The 15,504-nt window shown below is 67.1% G+C and carries 18 protein-coding genes; 13 read left to right on the plus strand and 5 right to left on the minus strand.

The features are described from left to right. The first annotated feature begins 39 nt into the window (after positions 1-39). The 9 genes from bioB to ABYX71_RS00800 all read left to right on the plus strand — a co-directional run bounded on the left by bioB (position 40) and on the right by ABYX71_RS00800 (position 8,845). Positions 40-1,062: a biotin synthase BioB gene (gene bioB / locus ABYX71_RS00760; RefSeq protein WP_372693926.1), complete on the plus strand. Its 1,023-nt coding sequence runs from the start codon at positions 40-42 to the stop codon at positions 1,060-1,062. Next, positions 1,059-2,219 (plus strand): 8-amino-7-oxononanoate synthase, encoded by a 1,161-nt coding sequence (gene bioF, locus ABYX71_RS00765; protein WP_372693928.1) that lies wholly within the window; start codon positions 1,059-1,061, stop codon positions 2,217-2,219. Before bioB ends, bioF begins: the two co-directional genes overlap by 4 nt. Continuing rightward, complete coding sequence (locus tag ABYX71_RS00770) at positions 2,219-3,118, plus strand: methyltransferase domain-containing protein (RefSeq protein WP_372693930.1); 900 nt, start codon at positions 2,219-2,221, stop codon at positions 3,116-3,118. Before bioF ends, ABYX71_RS00770 begins: the two co-directional genes overlap by 1 nt. After that, entirely contained in the window at positions 3,115-3,810 is a 696-nt protein-coding gene (bioD, locus tag ABYX71_RS00775) for a dethiobiotin synthase (RefSeq protein WP_372693932.1), read from the plus strand. Before ABYX71_RS00770 ends, bioD begins: the two co-directional genes overlap by 4 nt. A 119-nt stretch (positions 3,811-3,929) precedes the next feature. Beyond that, complete coding sequence (locus ABYX71_RS00780; RefSeq protein ID WP_372693934.1) at positions 3,930-4,454, plus strand: DUF2244 domain-containing protein; 525 nt, start codon at positions 3,930-3,932, stop codon at positions 4,452-4,454. Between the two features lie 2 nt (positions 4,455-4,456). Then, the gene (gene coxB / locus ABYX71_RS00785) at positions 4,457-5,587 is read left to right on the plus strand and encodes a cytochrome c oxidase subunit II (protein WP_372693960.1); all 1,131 of its coding nucleotides are present in this window, start codon (positions 4,457-4,459) and stop codon (positions 5,585-5,587) included. 50 nt (positions 5,588-5,637) lie between these two features. After that, complete coding sequence (ctaD, locus tag ABYX71_RS00790; RefSeq protein ID WP_372693936.1) at positions 5,638-7,215, plus strand: cytochrome c oxidase subunit I; 1,578 nt, start codon at positions 5,638-5,640, stop codon at positions 7,213-7,215. Between the two features lie 127 nt (positions 7,216-7,342). Then, positions 7,343-7,930 (plus strand): cytochrome c oxidase assembly protein, encoded by a 588-nt coding sequence (locus ABYX71_RS00795; protein WP_372693938.1) that lies wholly within the window; start codon positions 7,343-7,345, stop codon positions 7,928-7,930. A 33-nt stretch (positions 7,931-7,963) separates the two neighbouring features. Further along, positions 7,964-8,845, plus strand: coding sequence for a cytochrome c oxidase subunit 3 (locus ABYX71_RS00800; protein ID WP_372693940.1), 882 nt, complete (start codon positions 7,964-7,966; stop codon positions 8,843-8,845). Here the strand turns inward: ABYX71_RS00800 and ABYX71_RS00805 are convergent. Continuing rightward, entirely contained in the window at positions 8,833-9,066 is a 234-nt protein-coding gene (locus ABYX71_RS00805; protein ID WP_372693942.1) for a DUF2909 domain-containing protein, read from the minus strand. The genes ABYX71_RS00800 and ABYX71_RS00805 overlap by 13 nt on opposite strands. 80 nt (positions 9,067-9,146) lie before the next feature. On the opposite strand from ABYX71_RS00805, the gene ABYX71_RS00810 reads away from it, so the two are divergent. From ABYX71_RS00810 to cyoE, 4 genes are all read left to right on the plus strand, one after another. Then, positions 9,147-9,878, plus strand: a complete 732-nt coding sequence (locus ABYX71_RS00810; protein ID WP_372693944.1) for an SURF1 family protein — start codon at positions 9,147-9,149, stop codon at positions 9,876-9,878. A gap of 4 nt (positions 9,879-9,882) precedes the next feature. Then, positions 9,883-10,446 (plus strand): hypothetical protein, encoded by a 564-nt coding sequence (locus ABYX71_RS00815; RefSeq protein WP_372693946.1) that lies wholly within the window; start codon positions 9,883-9,885, stop codon positions 10,444-10,446. 69 nt (positions 10,447-10,515) lie between these two features. Beyond that, positions 10,516-11,469, plus strand: a complete 954-nt coding sequence (locus ABYX71_RS00820; protein ID WP_372693962.1) for a heme A synthase — start codon at positions 10,516-10,518, stop codon at positions 11,467-11,469. Continuing rightward, positions 11,462-12,352, plus strand: coding sequence for a heme o synthase (gene cyoE, locus ABYX71_RS00825; protein ID WP_372693948.1), 891 nt, complete (start codon positions 11,462-11,464; stop codon positions 12,350-12,352). The genes ABYX71_RS00820 and cyoE overlap by 8 nt, the downstream gene beginning before the upstream one ends. Here cyoE and ABYX71_RS00830 read toward each other — a convergent pair. The 4 genes from ABYX71_RS00830 to rpiA form a co-directional block, all read right to left on the minus strand. Beyond that, positions 12,317-12,583 (minus strand): DUF2970 domain-containing protein, encoded by a 267-nt coding sequence (locus tag ABYX71_RS00830; protein WP_372693950.1) that lies wholly within the window; start codon positions 12,581-12,583, stop codon positions 12,317-12,319. The genes cyoE and ABYX71_RS00830 overlap by 36 nt on opposite strands. Continuing rightward, positions 12,580-13,434 carry an RNA polymerase sigma factor RpoH gene (gene rpoH, locus ABYX71_RS00835; RefSeq protein ID WP_372693952.1) on the minus strand — a complete coding sequence of 285 codons (855 nt, stop codon included), beginning with the start codon at positions 13,432-13,434 and terminating at the stop codon, positions 12,580-12,582. The genes ABYX71_RS00830 and rpoH overlap by 4 nt, the downstream gene beginning before the upstream one ends. Before the next feature lie 116 nt (positions 13,435-13,550). After that, on the minus strand, positions 13,551-14,594 hold the full coding sequence (locus tag ABYX71_RS00840) for a rhodanese-like domain-containing protein (protein WP_372693954.1): 1,044 nt from the start codon (positions 14,592-14,594) through the stop codon (positions 13,551-13,553). A gap of 88 nt (positions 14,595-14,682) precedes the next feature. Next, a complete protein-coding gene (gene rpiA, locus ABYX71_RS00845; protein ID WP_372693956.1) occupies positions 14,683-15,351 on the minus strand; it encodes a ribose-5-phosphate isomerase RpiA in 669 nt (222 codons plus the stop codon). Positions 15,352-15,504: the final 153 nt, after the last annotated feature.

Below are 15,504 nucleotides of genomic sequence, written 5' to 3' on the forward strand. Positions count from 1 at the left end.
CGCCGCTATTCTGACGCCCGCGGCGCCCGCCGCACCGTGATGTTTTTCACCCTCCGGAGTCCGCCTGTGACCGCCATCCGCCACGACTGGACGCGCGACGAGATCCGTGCGCTGTTCGATCTGCCGTTCAGCGACCTGCTGTACCGCGCCCAGTGCACCCATCGTGCCCACTTCGACCCGAACGCAGTGCAGGTAAGCACGTTGCTGAGCATCAAGACCGGTGCCTGCCCGGAGGACTGCGGCTATTGCCCGCAAAGTGCCCACCATGCGGCAGACCTCGAGCGTGAGGCGTTGATGGATGTGGAGGCGGTGGTCAGCGCCGCGCGGGCCGCCCGCGATGCCGGCGCCAGCCGCTTTTGCATGGGGGCCGCCTGGCGCAGCCCGCGCGAGAAGGACTTCGGCCGGGTGCTGGACATGGTGCGCGAGGTCAAGGCGCTGGGCCTGGAGACCTGTGTGACGCTGGGCATGCTCAAGGGCGATCAGGCGACGCGCCTGAAGGACGCCGGGCTGGACTACTACAACCACAACCTCGATACCTCGCCCGAGTATTACGGCGAGATCATCACCACCCGTACTTTCGATGACCGGCTCGATACCCTGGCGCAGGTGCGCGAGGCGGGCGTCAATGTGTGCTGCGGCGGCATCGTCGGCATGGGCGAGTCGCGCGATGACCGGGTCGGCCTGCTCGAATCCCTGGCCAACCTGCCCGAGCACCCGCAAAGCGTGCCGATCAACTACCTGGTGCAGGTGGCGGGCACCCCGCTGGCCGGTACCGCGGCGCTCGATCCGCTCGAGTTCGTGCGCACCATCGCCGTGGCACGGCTGCTGATGCCGGCCTCCGTGGTGCGTCTGTCGGCCGGTCGCGAGAGCATGGACGATGCGCTGCAGGCGCTGTGTTTCCTGGCCGGCGCCAACTCGATCTTCTACGGCGACAAGCTGCTCACCACCGGCAACCCGGCGGCCGAGCGCGACCGCGCGCTGTTCGAGCGGCTGGGCATTCAGGCCGCCGAGCCGGTCGCGCGCTGCGCGGCGCCGCCGGCACAGGCGGCCGCCGGCGGGTGAGCTTCGATCTGGAGGCGGGCCTCGCGGCCCGTCGGGCGGCGGACCTGTACCGGCAGCGGCGTGTCGCCCAGTCGCCACAGGAACCGGGGCGGGTGTTCGGCGAAGGCGCGCTGCTGACCTTCTGCAGCAACGACTACCTGGGTCTCGCCAATCACCCCGAGGTGAGTGCGGGATTGGCCAGGGGGAGCGAGCGGTGGGGTGTCGGCGCCGGCGCCTCGCACCTGCTGGCTGGCCATACCGCCGCCCATCACGCGCTGGAAGAGGAACTGGCCGATGCCGTTGGCCGGCCGCGGGCGCTGTTGTTCTCGACCGGCTACATGGCCAATGTCGGGGTGCTTGGCGCGCTGCTGGACCGCAACGGGGTGGTGTTCTCCGACCGCCTGAACCACGCCTCGCTGATCGACGCCGCGCGCCTGAGTCGCGCCGAGGTGCAGATTTACCCTCACTGCGACGTGGCGCACCTGCAGCGGCTGCTGGCTGCCGTGAATGCGCCGCGCCGGCTGATCGTCACCGATGCGGTGTTCAGCATGGACGGCAACCTGGCGCCGCTGGCCGAACTGGCGGCGCTGGCGCAGCGCACCGGTGCCTGGCTGATGGCGGATGACGCCCACGGTTTCGGTGTGTTGGGGCCGGAAGGGGCGGGCAGCCTGGCACAGGCTGGCCTCGACACGGCGGCGGTGCCGGTGCTGATGGGCACCCTGGGCAAGGCCCTGGGCTGCTTTGGCGCCTTCGTGGCGGGCAGCGAGGCGCTGATCGAAACGCTCATCCAGCACGCCCGCAGCTATATCTACACCACGGCGTTGCCGCCGGCCCTGGCCGAGGCGACGCGGGTCGCGTTGCGCCTGGCGCGTGCCGAGTCCTGGCGACGCGAAAAACTGGCGTTCCTGATTCGGCGTTTTCGAGATGGCGTCGGGCAGCTTGGGCTGCCGTTGCTGGCGTCGGACACGCCGATCCAGCCGCTGATCGCCGGCAGCAGCTCGCGGGCCCTGGCCTGGAGCGCGCACCTCGAGGCGTGCGGCCTGCTGGTGCCGGCCGTGCGGCCGCCGACCGTGCCGCAGGGAACCGCGCGACTGCGCATCGTGTTGACGGCGGCGCACGGAGAGGGGGACGTGGACCGCCTGCTCGAAGCCCTCGCCACGCTGCCGGAGACCGACTGATGGTGCCGAACGCGAGGCCGGATGCCGGCGACGGCGCCGCGTTGCGGCTGGACCGGCGGCTGCTGCGCCGCGCCTGCGGGCGTGCCGCGCGGCAGTACGAGGCCGGCGCGGTGCTGCAGAAAGCTGTCCTGGCGCATTGCCTGGAGCGGCTGGACCTGGTGCGTCTGACGCCGCAGGTGATCGTGGACCTTGGCAGCGGTCCCGGCCTGGCCGGGCGTGCGTTGCGCAAGCGCTACCGTGGTGCGCGGGTGTTCAGCGTCGACTTCGCGCTCGACATGGTGCGCCACGCGCAGCGTCGACGCGGGTGGTGGAAGCGGCGCGACGGCATCTGTGCCGACGCGCAGGCGCTGCCGCTGGCCGATGCCAGCGTCGATCTGGTGTTCAGCAACCTGTGTCTTTACCTGTGCGAGGCGCCCGGCGCGGTGTTGCGCGAGGCCTGGCGCGTGTTGCGGCCGGGCGGGTTGTTCATGTTCACCAGTCTTGGGCCGGATACCCTGGGCGAACTGCGCGCGGCCTGGCAGGGCGTGGACGCGTATCCCCACGTGATGGAATTCGTGGACATGCACGATGTCGGTGACGCGCTCGGCCGTGCCGGTTTCGAGAATCCGGTGCTCGACGTGGAGCGGTTCTGCCTCACGTACCCGGACCTGGACGGCCTGCTGGCCGACCTGCGGCGCGGTGGCGTTCCTAACCTCACGGCCGCGCGCCGGCGCGGCCTGACCGGTCGCCGGGACTGGGCCGCGCTGCGTGCCGCCTACGAAAGTCGGCGTGTCGACGGACGCTTGCCGGCGACCGCCGAGGTGGTTCACGCCCATGCCTGGAAGCCACTGGCCAGCATACCGCCGCGCACCGACGACGCGCGGCCTTTGTTGTTTCATCCACCCCGTACAAGCCGATGACTGATGCCTGGTTCATTACCGGTACCGACACCGGTGCTGGCAAGACGCTGGCCGCCGCCGCCCTGGTCGCGGCGCTGCGGGCGCACGGCCGGCGTGTGGCCGGCATGAAGCCGGTCGCCAGTGGTTGCGAGGCCACGGCGCATGGCTGGCGCAACGACGATGCCGTCGCCCTGGCCGCTGCCAGTGGCCTGGATGTGCCGTACGCGTTGATCAACCCGTACGCGTTTCCGGCCCCGGTGGCGCCGCATCTGGCGGCCGAGGACGCCGGGGTGGATATTGATTTCAACCGCATCGGGCAGGCGCTGGACGCCCTGCGGGCGCAGGCCGATGCCGTGGTGGTGGAGGGCGTCGGCGGCTGGCGGGTGCCGCTGGGTCCGGCCGGCGACGTGGCCGATCTGGCCTGTCATCTCGCCCTGCCGGTCGTGCTGGTGGTCGGGCTGCGTCTGGGATGTCTGAACCATGCGCTGCTGACCGCCGCCGACATCGGCCGGACCGGTGTCCGGCTGGTCGGCTGGGTGGGCAGTGCCGTGCAGCCGGATTTCGAACTGGCCGGCCGCAACATCGACACCCTGCGCCGCCGGCTGCCGGTGCCGTGTCTTGGGATATTGCCCCATGCGCCGGGCGCAGCGCCCGAACAGCTGGCGCAGCAACTGGATATCCAGGTCCTGATCGGTGCGCCCCCGGGCGCTTGATGGGCGTCAAGAAACGCGCGGCGCCTGTTTGTCGGCTTGTCAGGGAACGGCCTGAAAGGTAGTATTCGCGCGGCTTTTTGTCGCACCCGACGGCGTTTCAGGCGCAGCTGGAGGTGACGGTGGCGCTTGAAGTGACGCGGACGGGGCTCGGCCACTGGCGTTGCGAGCTGCGTCCGAATCGCTCGCAGAGTTGGGCTGAAACCAAGCGCTTCTTCTACGTGCTGGCAGCCGTCAGCAGCCTGATCGCTGGCGGCTTCGCGTGGCATGGGCTTTGGTGGGTGGCGCCGTTCAGTGGCCTGGAAGTGGCTGCGGTCGGCGTTGGCCTGTACTGCTGTTCGCGCGCCACGTATCGGCGGCAGGTGATCCTTGTCAGCCGGGAGCGGCTGGTGGTGGTGCGTACTGGCGGTCGGCGGGACGATTTCCAGAGAGCCTGGGCGTGTACCCGCTGGCGGCCGGACGGTTCTGCCGCCGGGATGCTGCAGATCGGCTCACACGGCCGGTTTGTGGATGTGGGGGAATTTTTGAGTGGCGCCGAGCGGCGCCGGTTGGCCGACACACTGGGCAGCGCGCTCCGGCGGGCTGCCACACCTGAACATGAGGCTGCATGGCCTGGCGACGGTTTGAACAGGGAGATGGGTTTTTGAACATGGCACTCCAGAAGAATCGGCTGATGCGCGGCTTATTGGCGTTGAGCGCCGGTGGCTTGTGCGCCGGTACGGCGCAGGCCGGTTACGAGATGAACCTCGTGCGCGGGGTTACCGATGCCAGCCGTACCGCCTATGACCTGCACATGATTTCGCTGTGGGTCTGCGTGGTCATTGGCGTGGTGGTGTTCGGCGCCATGTTTTATGCGCTGTTCGCGTTTCGCAAGTCGCGCGGCGCGGTGGCGGCCAATTTCCATGAGAACACCACGGTTGAGGTGATCTGGACGGCCATTCCCGTGCTGATTCTGATCGCCATGGCGGCGCCCGCGACCAAGGCACTGCTGACCCTGGAAGACACGTCCAATTCAGAGTTGACCATCAAGGTCACCGGCTATCAGTGGCGCTGGCAGTACGAATACATCGATCAGGACGTCAGCTTCTTCAGCAACCTGGCGGCCAGCAGCCGTGACGCGGTCAAGGCCAATCCGGCGGCGGTGGAGAACTACCTGCTCGAGGTGGACGAACCGCTGGTGGTGCCGGTCGACACCCGCATCCGTTTCGTGTTCACGTCCAATGACGTGATCCACTCCTGGTGGGTGCCGGCGCTGGGGTGGAAGCAGGACACGGTGCCCGGTTTCATCAGCGATGCCTGGACCAGCATTCCCGAGCCGGGCGTGTATCGCGGTCAGTGCGCCGAGCTGTGCGGCAAGGACCACGGCTTCATGCCGATCGTCGTAGAGGCCAAGACCCAGGAGGACTACGACGCCTGGCTGGAGACCAAGAAAGCGGAGGCCGAGGCGGCCAAGAGCGGCGCCGATCGCGAGTGGACCATGGACGAGCTGGTTGAGCGCGGCAAAGAGGTTTACGGTACCTATTGCGTGGCCTGCCACCAGGCCAATGGCCAGGGCATCCCGCCGGCGTTCCCGTCGCTGGTCGGTGCCCCCCTGACGACCGGCCCGATCGAGGGGCATGTCGACATCGTGCTCAACGGCAAGGCCGGCACGGCCATGCAGGCGTTCGCCGGGCAGCTCAATGATGTCGATCTGGCGGCAGTGATCACCTATGAGCGCAATGCCTTCGGCAACACCATGGGCGACCTGGTGCAGCCTTCGCAGATCAAGGCGGCGCGCTGAGCCGCGGCCCCTGCAAGCAACGTAACGAGACCACGTTCGGAGAACACGGCATGGCTACTGTGGCCCACGAAGTCGATCATCATCACGGCCCGGCGCGCGGCTTGAGCCGCTGGTTGTTCACCACCAATCACAAGGACATCGGCAGCCTGTACCTGTGGCTGGCGCTGATCATGTTCCTGACCGGCGGCGCGCTGGCCATGATGATCCGCGCCGAGCTGTTCCAGCCCGGCCTGCAGCTGGTCGAGCCGGAGATGTTCAACCGCCTGACCACCATGCACGGTCTGATCATGGTGTTCGGTGCGGTGATGCCGGCGTGGACCGGTTTCGCCAACTGGATGATCCCGCTGATGGTCGGGGCGCCGGACATGGCCTTGCCGCGCATGAACAACTGGAGCTTCTGGCTGCTGCCGTTCGCGTTCGCGCTGTTGCTGAGCACCTGGTTCATGGAGGGCGGCGCGCCGGCCTTCGGCTGGACGTTCTATGCGCCGCTGTCGACCACCTTCGCACCGGACACGACCGACGTCTTCATCTTCGCCGTCCACCTGATGGGCATCTCGTCCATCATGGGTGCCATCAACGTCATCGCCACCGTGCTGAACATGCGCGCGCCCGGCATGACGCTGATGAAGATGCCGCTGTTCTGCTGGACCTGGCTGGTGACGGCGTTCCTGCTGATCGCGGTCATGCCGGTGTTGGCCGGCGCGGTGACCATGATGCTGACGGACCGTCATTTCGGCACCAGCTTCTTCAGCGCCGCCGGCGGCGGTGACCCGGTGTTGTTCCAGCATATCTTCTGGTTCTTCGGGCACCCCGAGGTGTACATCATGATCCTGCCGTCGTTCGGCGTGGTGTCGGAGATCATCCCGACCTTCGCCCGCAAGCAGATCTTCGGTTACGCCTCGATGGTGTACGCCATCTCGGCCATCGCGTTCCTGTCGTTCATCGTCTGGGCGCACCACATGTTCACCACCGGCATGCCGGTGGCGGGCGAGATCTACTTCATGTACGCCACCATGCTGATCGCGGTGCCGACCGGCGTGAAGGTGTTCAACTGGGTCGCCACCATGTGGCGCGGCTCGATTACCTTCGAGACGCCCATGCTGTTCGCGATCGCCTTCGTGTTCCTGTTCACCATCGGTGGTTTCTCGGGACTGATGCTGGCCATCGGCCCGGCCGACATGCAGTACCACGACACCTATTTCGTGGTGGCGCACTTCCATTACGTGCTGGTGCCCGGCGCAATCTTTGCCCTGATGGCCGGTGCCTATTACTGGATTCCGAAGTGGACCGGCAACATGTATGACGAGCGCCTGGGCAAGCTCCACTTCTGGCTGTCGGCGATCTCGGTGAACGTGCTGTTCTTCCCGATGCACTTCGTGGGCCTGCAGGGCATGCCGCGCCGTATCCCGGACTACGCGCTGCAGTTCGCCGACTTCAACCGCATCGCCAGCCTGGGTGGGTTTGCGTTCGGCCTGTCGCAGCTGCTGTTCGTCTACATCATGATCAAGACGGTCCGCGGTGGCGTGAAGGCGACGGACCGGGTATGGGAAGGCTCGCATGGCCTGGAGTGGACGGTGCCGTCGCCGGCGCCCTATCACACCTTTGCCACGGCGCCGGAAATCCGCTGACCGATGGCGCGTCGCCGTGACTCGCAGCGGCCCCGCCGGCGGCCCGTGTGGCCGGTGGTCCTGGTGGTGGCCGCTGCCGCGCTGATGATCTATGTGCTGACCATATACATGCAGGTGAGACACGCTCATGGCGGATAGTCAGGCGTCTGTTGGACGCACCGTTCGGCGCCTGGTGCTGGCGGTGGTGCTGATGTTCGGGTTCGGCTTCGCACTGGTGCCGCTGTACGACGTGTTCTGCGAGGTGACGGGCATCAACGGCAAGTCGGCGGCGTTGCTTGGCGGCGCGCCGGCTACCTCGGGGCCGCTCGATGCCGCGCAGTCGCGCGAGGTGACGGTTGAGTTCGTCGCGAACACCAATGGCAACCTGCCATGGGACTTTCGCCCGACCGTGCCGCGCATGAAAGTGCGGGTGGGCGAGATGGCGAAGACGATGTACGTCGCGCACAACCGGGCCGATCACTCGGTGGTCGGGCAGGCCATTCCCAGCGTGGCGCCGGGGGCGGCGGCGCGGCATCTGCACAAACTCGAGTGTTTCTGCTTTACCGAGCAGACGCTTGCGGCGCATGAGCGCAAGGACATGGAAGTGCGTTTCCGTGTCGATCCGCAGCTTCCCGACAACGTACACACACTGACGTTGTCGTACACGTTCTTCGATTTGAACAAGGGCATGGACGGCGGGTCGCACGCCGGCCATGCGCCTGCCGCCGGCTCCTGAGCCGGCTTCGATTCCACGGGAGGGTATTCAGTAATGGCTCAGGCAAGCGGCGGATATTACGTACCGGAGCAGACGCGGTGGCCGATCGTCGGCTCGGTGGCGCTGACAACGATGGTGATCGGCGGCATCAACATGCTGCACGGGCACGGCGCCGGTAAGTACGTGCTGCTGGCGGGCACCGTACTGTTGCTGGCCATGGTCTTTGGCTGGTTCGGCAACGTCATTCGCGAAAGTCAGGCGGGCTTGAACAACGCCCAGATGGAACGCTCCTATCGCTGGGGCATGGCCTGGTTCATCGTCTCGGAAGTGTTCTTCTTCGCGGCGTTCTTCGGCGCACTGTTCTACGCGCGGCAGTTGTCGGTGCCGTGGCTGGCGGGCGAGGGTGACGTGATGAAGGCCATCACGCACAGCTTCCTGTGGCCGGATTTCGAAGCGACCTGGCCGCTGTTGACCCCGCCGGCGACCGAGGGTTTCGACATTCCGAAGGCCACCGTTCCGGCCTGGGGCGTGCCGGCGCTGAACACGGCCATCCTGCTGGCCAGTGGCGTCACCCTGACGATTGCCCACTGGGGCCTGCTCAAGAACAAGCGCACGCAGTTAGTGCTGGGACTGGCGGCGACCGTGGCCTTGGGTCTGGTGTTCCTGTACTTCCAGGTCGAGGAGTACGCCCACGCCATGCATGACCTGAATCTCACGCTGGCGTCGGGGATCTACGGGGCAACCTTCTATATGCTGACCGGGTTCCATGGTGCCCACGTCACGCTCGGCACCATCATGCTGATCGTCATCCTGGTCCGCTGCATGAAGGGCCACTTCACGCCAGAGCACCACTTCGGGTTCGAGGCGGTGGCCTGGTACTGGCATTTCGTGGACGTGGTGTGGCTTGGGCTGTTCGTGTTCGTCTACTGGATCTGACCGATCGCCGCTGCGGTGGGTGCAGCCCGCGGTGCTAGAAGGCCGCTGGCAAACCCGCCGAGCAGGATCAGGAACAGGGCGACCGACAGGCCAACCCGCCAGGTCAACGCCCGGGCCATCCGGTGCCGGTCATCCCTGGGCTTCAGCATGGCCAGCGCGGCGGATGCCAGAGAGCCGACGGCGCCGGCCAGCATGGCGATGATGAACAGTTTGGGGAGCATGTCGCGTCCTCGCGCACCTTCGGGCAAACGGTGATTCTATCGGTAGCCCGTAAGGGGCGCAGCGAGGGTGTGTGTCGCTGATGTCGTTTCTTCGCCACCGTTTTCGTCCACGTCGCGCGGCGACGGTGGCGGTGGTCCTCGGCTTGCCGGTGTTGTGCGCCCTGGGGGCGTGGCAAGTGCTGCGTGGCCAGGAGAAGGCGCACACGCTGGAGCTGGCCGAGGCCCACGGCGCGTTGCCCGTGGTCGACCTCGGCGGCCGATCCGACGCCGACCCGGTGGCCGGCCAGCAGCGCGTACGGGTGCGCGGTGTGTTCCTGTCGGACCGGCAGGGGTTGCTCGACAACCAGGTGCGGGACGGCCAGGTCGGTTACGACGTGTTGACCGTGCTGCGCCTCAGTGGGGATGGCGGCCTTGTGCTGGTCGACCGGGGCTGGTTGGCGCGTGGGCCGCGACGCGCCGACGTGCCGCAGTGGCCGACCCAGGACGGGGAGGTGACGGTGACCGGGTATCTGCGTGCGCCGACCGATGTGCCGCTGGTCGACGGGCGGGTTGCCGAGACCCTGGGCGGTTTCTGGGTGGTGTCGGAAATCGACACCCAGCGCCTGGGGACGTACCTGGACCTGCCGCTGTGGCCACGCATTCTGCGGTTGAGCCCCGAGTCGGCGCATGGATTCCGGCGAGACTGGCCTGTGGTCGCGATGGGGCCACAGCGGCATTACGGCTATGCCGTCCAATGGTTCGGGCTGGCCGCTGCCTTGCTGGCGCTGTATGTGATTGCCGGGGTGCGCCGCGCCCGGGCCTTGGAGGACTGACCTTATGCAGACTACGTTGCCGCACGGTCGGCGGCGCGGGCGTCTCACGTTGCTTGCGCTGGCCGCGTTGTTTCTGGGGCCGATGCTGTTCTCGTGGGGCTATCAGAAGCTGGGATTTACCTGGCACCCGGACCCGAGCCTCTCGGGCACGCTGATAGAACCCCCGGTGGAACTGCCGTTGCCGGCGAGCGAGCGCTTGCCGGCCGGGCGCTGGTGGCTGGTGGTGGCCGGTCCGTGCGACGACGCCTGCTGGCAGGCGCTGGTGGACCTGCGGCAGATCTGGCGCTCATTGCCGCGCTTCCAGCAGGCGCTGGGGCGCGTGTACGTGCATCCGGTCGGCCAGGGCCTGGCCGAGGCGCAGCAGGAGCAGATGCCGGCCCTGGTGCAGATGGAGGACACGGACGGCCGGGTGCAGGCGACGTTGTCCGGGTTGGCGCCCGATGCGCGCACCGCCTTTGTACTGGTTGATCCGGGCGGTCTCGCCATGCTGCGCTACGCGCCCGACTACGACGCGCGGGGGGTTCGGGACGACCTCGACCACCTGTTGCGCCGCTTCGTTCCCAACTGACCGGTAGCCGTGTTGAACGCCCCCAACCACACCCATCCCGCCGATCCGCTGCTCCACCTGGTCGCCGTCATGCTGGTGCTGGTGGTCGTCATCCTTGGCGCCTACACGCGCCTGTCCGACGCCGGCCTCGGCTGCCCGGACTGGCCGGGCTGTTATGGCCACCTGACGGTGCCCAGCCATCCCGAGGCGGTGGCGCAGGCGAACGAGACGTATGCGCACCGACCGGTCGAGGCCGGCAAGGCCTGGAAGGAGATGGTGCATCGCTACGCCGCCGGCGTGCTGGGCCTGATGGTGCTGGGGCTGGCGGTGCGGGCATGGCTTCGCCGCAGTGGCCGGATACTCGCCACCGGCACCCTGTTGCTGGTGATCTTTCAGGCGGCCCTTGGCATGTGGACGGTGACACTGCTGCTCAAGCCGGTGGTCGTGATGGCGCATCTGTTAGGCGGGTTTGCGGTGTTGAGTCTGCTGTGGCTGGGATACTTGAATTCCCGCTCGTTCATCCCGCAGCGGCGCACGCCACCGGTGACACTGCGTCGCCTGACCCTGGGCGCGCTGGCGGTGCTGGTGCTGCAGATCGCGCTCGGTGGCTGGACCAGCGCCAACTACGCGGCGCTGGCCTGCCCGACATTCCCCACGTGCATGGGGGAGTGGTGGCCGCCGATGGATATGGCCGAGGGCTTCGTCCTGTGGCGGGGGCTCGGTATCAACTATGAGTTCGGCGTGCTGGACAGTCCGGCGCGCGTCGCGGTGCACATGGCGCACCGGGCCTGGGCCGTGGTGGCGTTGTTGTGCGTGGGCGGTGTTGCCGTGCTGACCGCGCTGCGCGAGCGCGGCGCCCTGCGGGCGGCGGCGCTGGCGGTGCTGGTGCTGCTGCTGGTACAGGTCTGCCTGGGCGTGGCCAACGTGTGGCTGTCGCTGCCCTTGCCGGTGGCGGTGGCACACAACGCGGTGGCCGCGTTACTGTTACTCGCTGTGCTGACTCTCCTCCACACGCTTTATCGCAGCGGGGCGCGCCGTGCCTGAATCCGCCTCTGCCGGGACGGCCGCCGGGTCGCGCTGGCGCGAGTACCTGGAACTTTGCAAGCCGCGCGTGGTGGCGCTGATCTGCTTCACCGCGGTGGTCGGGATGTTGTTGGCGGTGCCCGGCATGGTGCCCTGGAATGCGCTGCTGGCGGGCAATCTGGGCATTTTCCTGGCGGCGTCATCGGCCGCCGTGATCAATCAGGTGATTGACGCGCGCGCGGACGCCCAGATGGATCGCACGCGCAACCGTCCGTTGCCGACCGGCACCGTGACGGCAGGCGAGGCGCTGCTGTTCGCCGCCGTGCTGGGCGTGGTGTCGATGATTCTGCTGGAAGTGTTCGTCAACACGCTGACGGCAGTGCTGACGTTTGCGTCGCTGATCGGGTACGCGGTGGTCTACACGCTGTATCTGAAGCGCGCCACGCCGCAGAACATCGTGATCGGCGGAGCGGCCGGGGCCGCGCCCCCGGTGCTTGGCTGGACCGCCGTGACCGGCAGCGTGGATCCGCCGGCACTGTTGCTGTTCCTGATCATCTTCGTGTGGACGCCGCCGCACTTTTGGGCGTTGGCGATCCGTCGACACGAGGAGTACGCGCGGGTCAATATCCCGATGCTGCCGGTCACGCACGGCCTCGCCTACACGCGCCTGCACGTGTTGCTCTACGCCGTGCTGTTGCTGGCAGTCAGTCTGTTGCCGTATGCGACGCAGTTCGCCGGCTGGCCATACGCGGTGGCGGCCGTGCTGCTGGGCGCCCGCTTCATCCAGTGGTCGGTACGGCTCTACCGCACTCAGGACAGCGACGTGGCCTCGGCCACGTTCCGGTATTCGATTACCTACCTGATGGGCCTATTCGCCGCCCTGCTCGTCGACCACTACCTGTGAAGACGCGCTGACCGACGGCGACTGGGCGCTGTGGGAGTGCATGGCGAACTTGACGGCGCCGATCAGCGCCAGCACCAGCATCACCGTCATCAATATGCCTGCCAGCACGATGTGTACCGGGTTGGAGCGGGTGGCGCGCTCGTAGTTTCGGCGGTTGCGGACGCCGACAAACGCCCATGCCATCTCACGCAGTACGCCGAAAAAGCCGAAGCGCGAGGTGTCGTGACTCACGCCGCGGCCTGCAGCTGCGATGACAGGCGCTTCAAGGCCTGGTTCTCCAGCTGGCGAATCCGTTCGGCCGAAACACCGTACTTCTCGCCCAGTTCCTTGAGCCCGGTCTTGTGTTCGGCCAGCCAGCGTTGCTCGACGATGTCGCGGCTGCGGGCATCCAGCGTGTCCAGGCCGCGGCGCAGCAGCTTCAGCTGGTGATCAGCCCACTGAGCGTCCTCGAGCGCCTGGGACGGGTCGGGCCGCTGGTCGGGTACCACCAGCGACGGTGAGGGCGACTCGTCGCCGCTGTCCGGTGCGCCGTCGAACGACACGGCCCGGTCGCTCAGGCGGGCGTCCATATCCAGAACATCCTGCGGGCGCACGTCCAGGTCACGCGCGATCTCGCGCGCCTCGGCATCGCCGAGGTGCCCCAGGCGCTGCTTGTGCTGACGCAGGTTGAAGAACAGCTTGCGCTGTGCCTTGGTGGTGGCAATCTTGACGATGTGCCAGTTGCGCAGCACGTATTCGTGAATTTCGGCCCGTACCCAGTGGACGGCGAACGACACCAGGCGCACGCCGCGGCGCGGGTCGAACCGGCGCACGGCTTTCATGAGGCCGATTGCACCTTCCTGGATCAGGTCGGCCATAGGCAGGCCGTAGCCGGCGTACCCACGTGCGATGTGGATGACGTAGCGCAGGTGCGAACTGACCAGCTGGCGCGCGGCTTCCAGGTCGTTTTGCTCCTGCAGCCGGACGGCCAGGGCACGTTCCTCGTCGGCCGACAGGTACGGCGCCTCACTGGCGGCGCGCACCAGTTGTGACAGGTTGCCCACGGCCTGCATGGTCAGGGGCACGGTCATGGCATGGGTCATGATGCCTCCCTTGTGGTTGCGACGAATTTTAGCACTCGGCGATTTAGAGTGCTAAAGGCGTGGCAAGTTGCAGGCGGGGCGAAATCGCGGTCGACGGCACGGCGCGCGGGTGCCGGTCAGTCGCGGCCGCTGATGGTTCGGAAGTGGCTGTCCAGTACGCTGGCCTTGAAGCCAAGCTGCTCCAGGATGTGGGCTGCGGCCTGAGCCCGGCGCCCACTGTTGCAGTAACACACGTAGTGGGTCTCGGGGTCGAGCCGGCTGGCATGCTGGCGCAGCTCGTGCAGGGGGAGGTTGTAGGCGCCCGGCAGGTGCGAATTCTGCCATTCGCCTCGTTGGCGGACATCCAGCCAGTGGCCGCCGTCGCTGATGAGCTCGATGGCCGCCGCGGGTTGCAGCAACGCCAGCCCGGGCGGCTGTTGCAGCGTGTGGTAGTCCTGTCGGGGCAGCCGCATCAGTACGCCGTCGCCGATCATGCTCACGGTGGCGTTGCTCCGTGGCACCTGGCTGAGGGCTTCGATACCGAAGCACTCGCCCTCGCCGAGTTGGGCCAGTTCGATGGACTCGCCATCGTCCACCGGGTTCTCGCGCGTCACCAGTGCGGTGCCGCTGTCGATAATGAAAAAGTCGTCTATCGGCTCGCCCTGGTGGCAGATCACCTGCTGCTCGTGCACCGTTTGTGGTTCGAAGCGCTGCATCAACGCTTCGATGCGTGCCGGTGGCACGGTGCGCAGCACGGGGAAAAAGTCGTAGCGCCAGCGGCGGGGGATGCCGCGGCCGAAGAAGCGGCCGGTTCGCTCCGTGTTGCGGCGCTCCACCACTGCCAACTGGTCCCACGTGGTCATGATGTCCACGAGCGCGAAGGGCAGATACAGCAACACCACGTCCGAGAAGGCCGTTACCGAACGGAAGCGGCCGTCATTGAGCGGGTAGGCTGCGCTGGGCGTGTTGCCTTCGATGATGGCGGCGATGCCGCTGGTGGTGACGGCGCTGGCCTCTCCGGCCAGCAGATAGATCACTTCGTCCAGGGGTTCGCTGAAGGCGTCGAAGACCAGGGTGCGATCGGCGGGTTCCTCGATACGAGCAGACTGCGCCAGCTCGACGAGCTGGGCGCGAGGAAAGGTCGATAAAGGAAGGAAATGCCGCAGTTGGCTGAAGTGCATCGCCCCCGACACCCGCAGTTCTCCCTGACTGACGTGTCCTGCATTGTGGCACGGGCGGCCCCCGGGTGCCGGCCCCTAGGGGCTGAAGTCAGCCAAAACGCTGAACACCGTCCGCACTGCCCAGCAGCAGCACGTCGGCGCCACGGGCGGCAAACAGCCCGTTGGTGACCACACCGGCGATGTTGTTGATGGTCTGCTCCAGCTTGATCGGTTCCACGATGTCCAGGCCGTGTATGTCCAGCACATCGAGGATGATGTTGCCGTTGTCGGTGACGAAGCCCTGGCGGTACACCGGTCGCCCGCCAAGGACGACGATTTGCCTGGCCACGTAGCTGCGTGCCATGGGAATCACTTCAACCGGCAGCGGATAGGCCCCCAGACGCCGTACCAGCTTGGATGCATCGGCGATGCAGACAAACGTGCGGCTGGCCGCGGCAATGATCTTTTCCCGGGTCAGCGCGCCGCCGCCGCCCTTGATCAGCTGGCGGTGCTCGGTGGCCTCGTCGGCGCCGTCGACGTACAGCGGCAGCGTGCCGACGCTGTTCAGATCGAACAGTTCGATACCGGCGGCCTTGAGCCGCTCGGCGGTGGCCTCCGAGCTGGCCACCGCGCCGGCGATGCGCTGCCGCTGGTCACGCAGACACTCGATGAAGTAATTGGCGGTCGATCCGGTACCGACACCGATCACTTCGCCTTCCGGCAGGAATTCCAGCGCCGCCTCGGCGGCTCGCCGCTTGCCGATGTCCTGATCACTCATGTCCGTTTCCCTTCAGGGTGACACCCGATAGGTGCCGTTGTGTTGGATGACGCGGACCCGCTGGCCGACCTGGAACGACTGCGCGCTCTGTTCCTGCACGATCGCCATGACGTTGCCGTTCTCCAGACGTACCGTCAGTTCCAGGCCGTCGGC

Source organism: Immundisolibacter sp. (assembly GCF_041625615.1).
Lineage (GTDB): Bacteria > Pseudomonadota > Gammaproteobacteria > Immundisolibacterales > Immundisolibacteraceae > Immundisolibacter.

Bases quoted from the DNA above. Each gene is read 5' to 3' on its own strand.
- bioB (WP_372693926.1), top strand. From the start codon at position 40: ATGTTTTTCACCCTCCGGAGTCCGCCTGTGACCGCCATCCGCCACGAC.
- ABYX71_RS00770 (WP_372693930.1), top strand. From the start codon at position 2,219: ATGGTGCCGAACGCGAGGCCGGATGCCGGCGACGGCGCCGCGTTGCGG.
- bioD (WP_372693932.1), top strand. From the start codon at position 3,115: ATGACTGATGCCTGGTTCATTACCGGTACCGACACCGGTGCTGGCAAG.
- coxB (WP_372693960.1), top strand. From the start codon at position 4,457: ATGGCACTCCAGAAGAATCGGCTGATGCGCGGCTTATTGGCGTTGAGC.
- ctaD (WP_372693936.1), top strand. From the start codon at position 5,638: ATGGCTACTGTGGCCCACGAAGTCGATCATCATCACGGCCCGGCGCGC.
- ABYX71_RS00795 (WP_372693938.1), top strand. From the start codon at position 7,343: ATGGCGGATAGTCAGGCGTCTGTTGGACGCACCGTTCGGCGCCTGGTG.
- ABYX71_RS00800 (WP_372693940.1), top strand. From the start codon at position 7,964: ATGGCTCAGGCAAGCGGCGGATATTACGTACCGGAGCAGACGCGGTGG.
- ABYX71_RS00805 (WP_372693942.1), bottom strand. From the start codon at position 9,066: ATGCTCCCCAAACTGTTCATCATCGCCATGCTGGCCGGCGCCGTCGGC.
- ABYX71_RS00810 (WP_372693944.1), top strand. From the start codon at position 9,147: ATGTCGTTTCTTCGCCACCGTTTTCGTCCACGTCGCGCGGCGACGGTG.
- ABYX71_RS00815 (WP_372693946.1), top strand. From the start codon at position 9,883: ATGCAGACTACGTTGCCGCACGGTCGGCGGCGCGGGCGTCTCACGTTG.
- ABYX71_RS00820 (WP_372693962.1), top strand. From the start codon at position 10,516: ATGCTGGTGCTGGTGGTCGTCATCCTTGGCGCCTACACGCGCCTGTCC.
- rpoH (WP_372693952.1), bottom strand. From the start codon at position 13,434: ATGACCCATGCCATGACCGTGCCCCTGACCATGCAGGCCGTGGGCAAC.
- ABYX71_RS00840 (WP_372693954.1), bottom strand. From the start codon at position 14,594: ATGCACTTCAGCCAACTGCGGCATTTCCTTCCTTTATCGACCTTTCCT.
- rpiA (WP_372693956.1), bottom strand. From the start codon at position 15,351: ATGAGTGATCAGGACATCGGCAAGCGGCGAGCCGCCGAGGCGGCGCTG.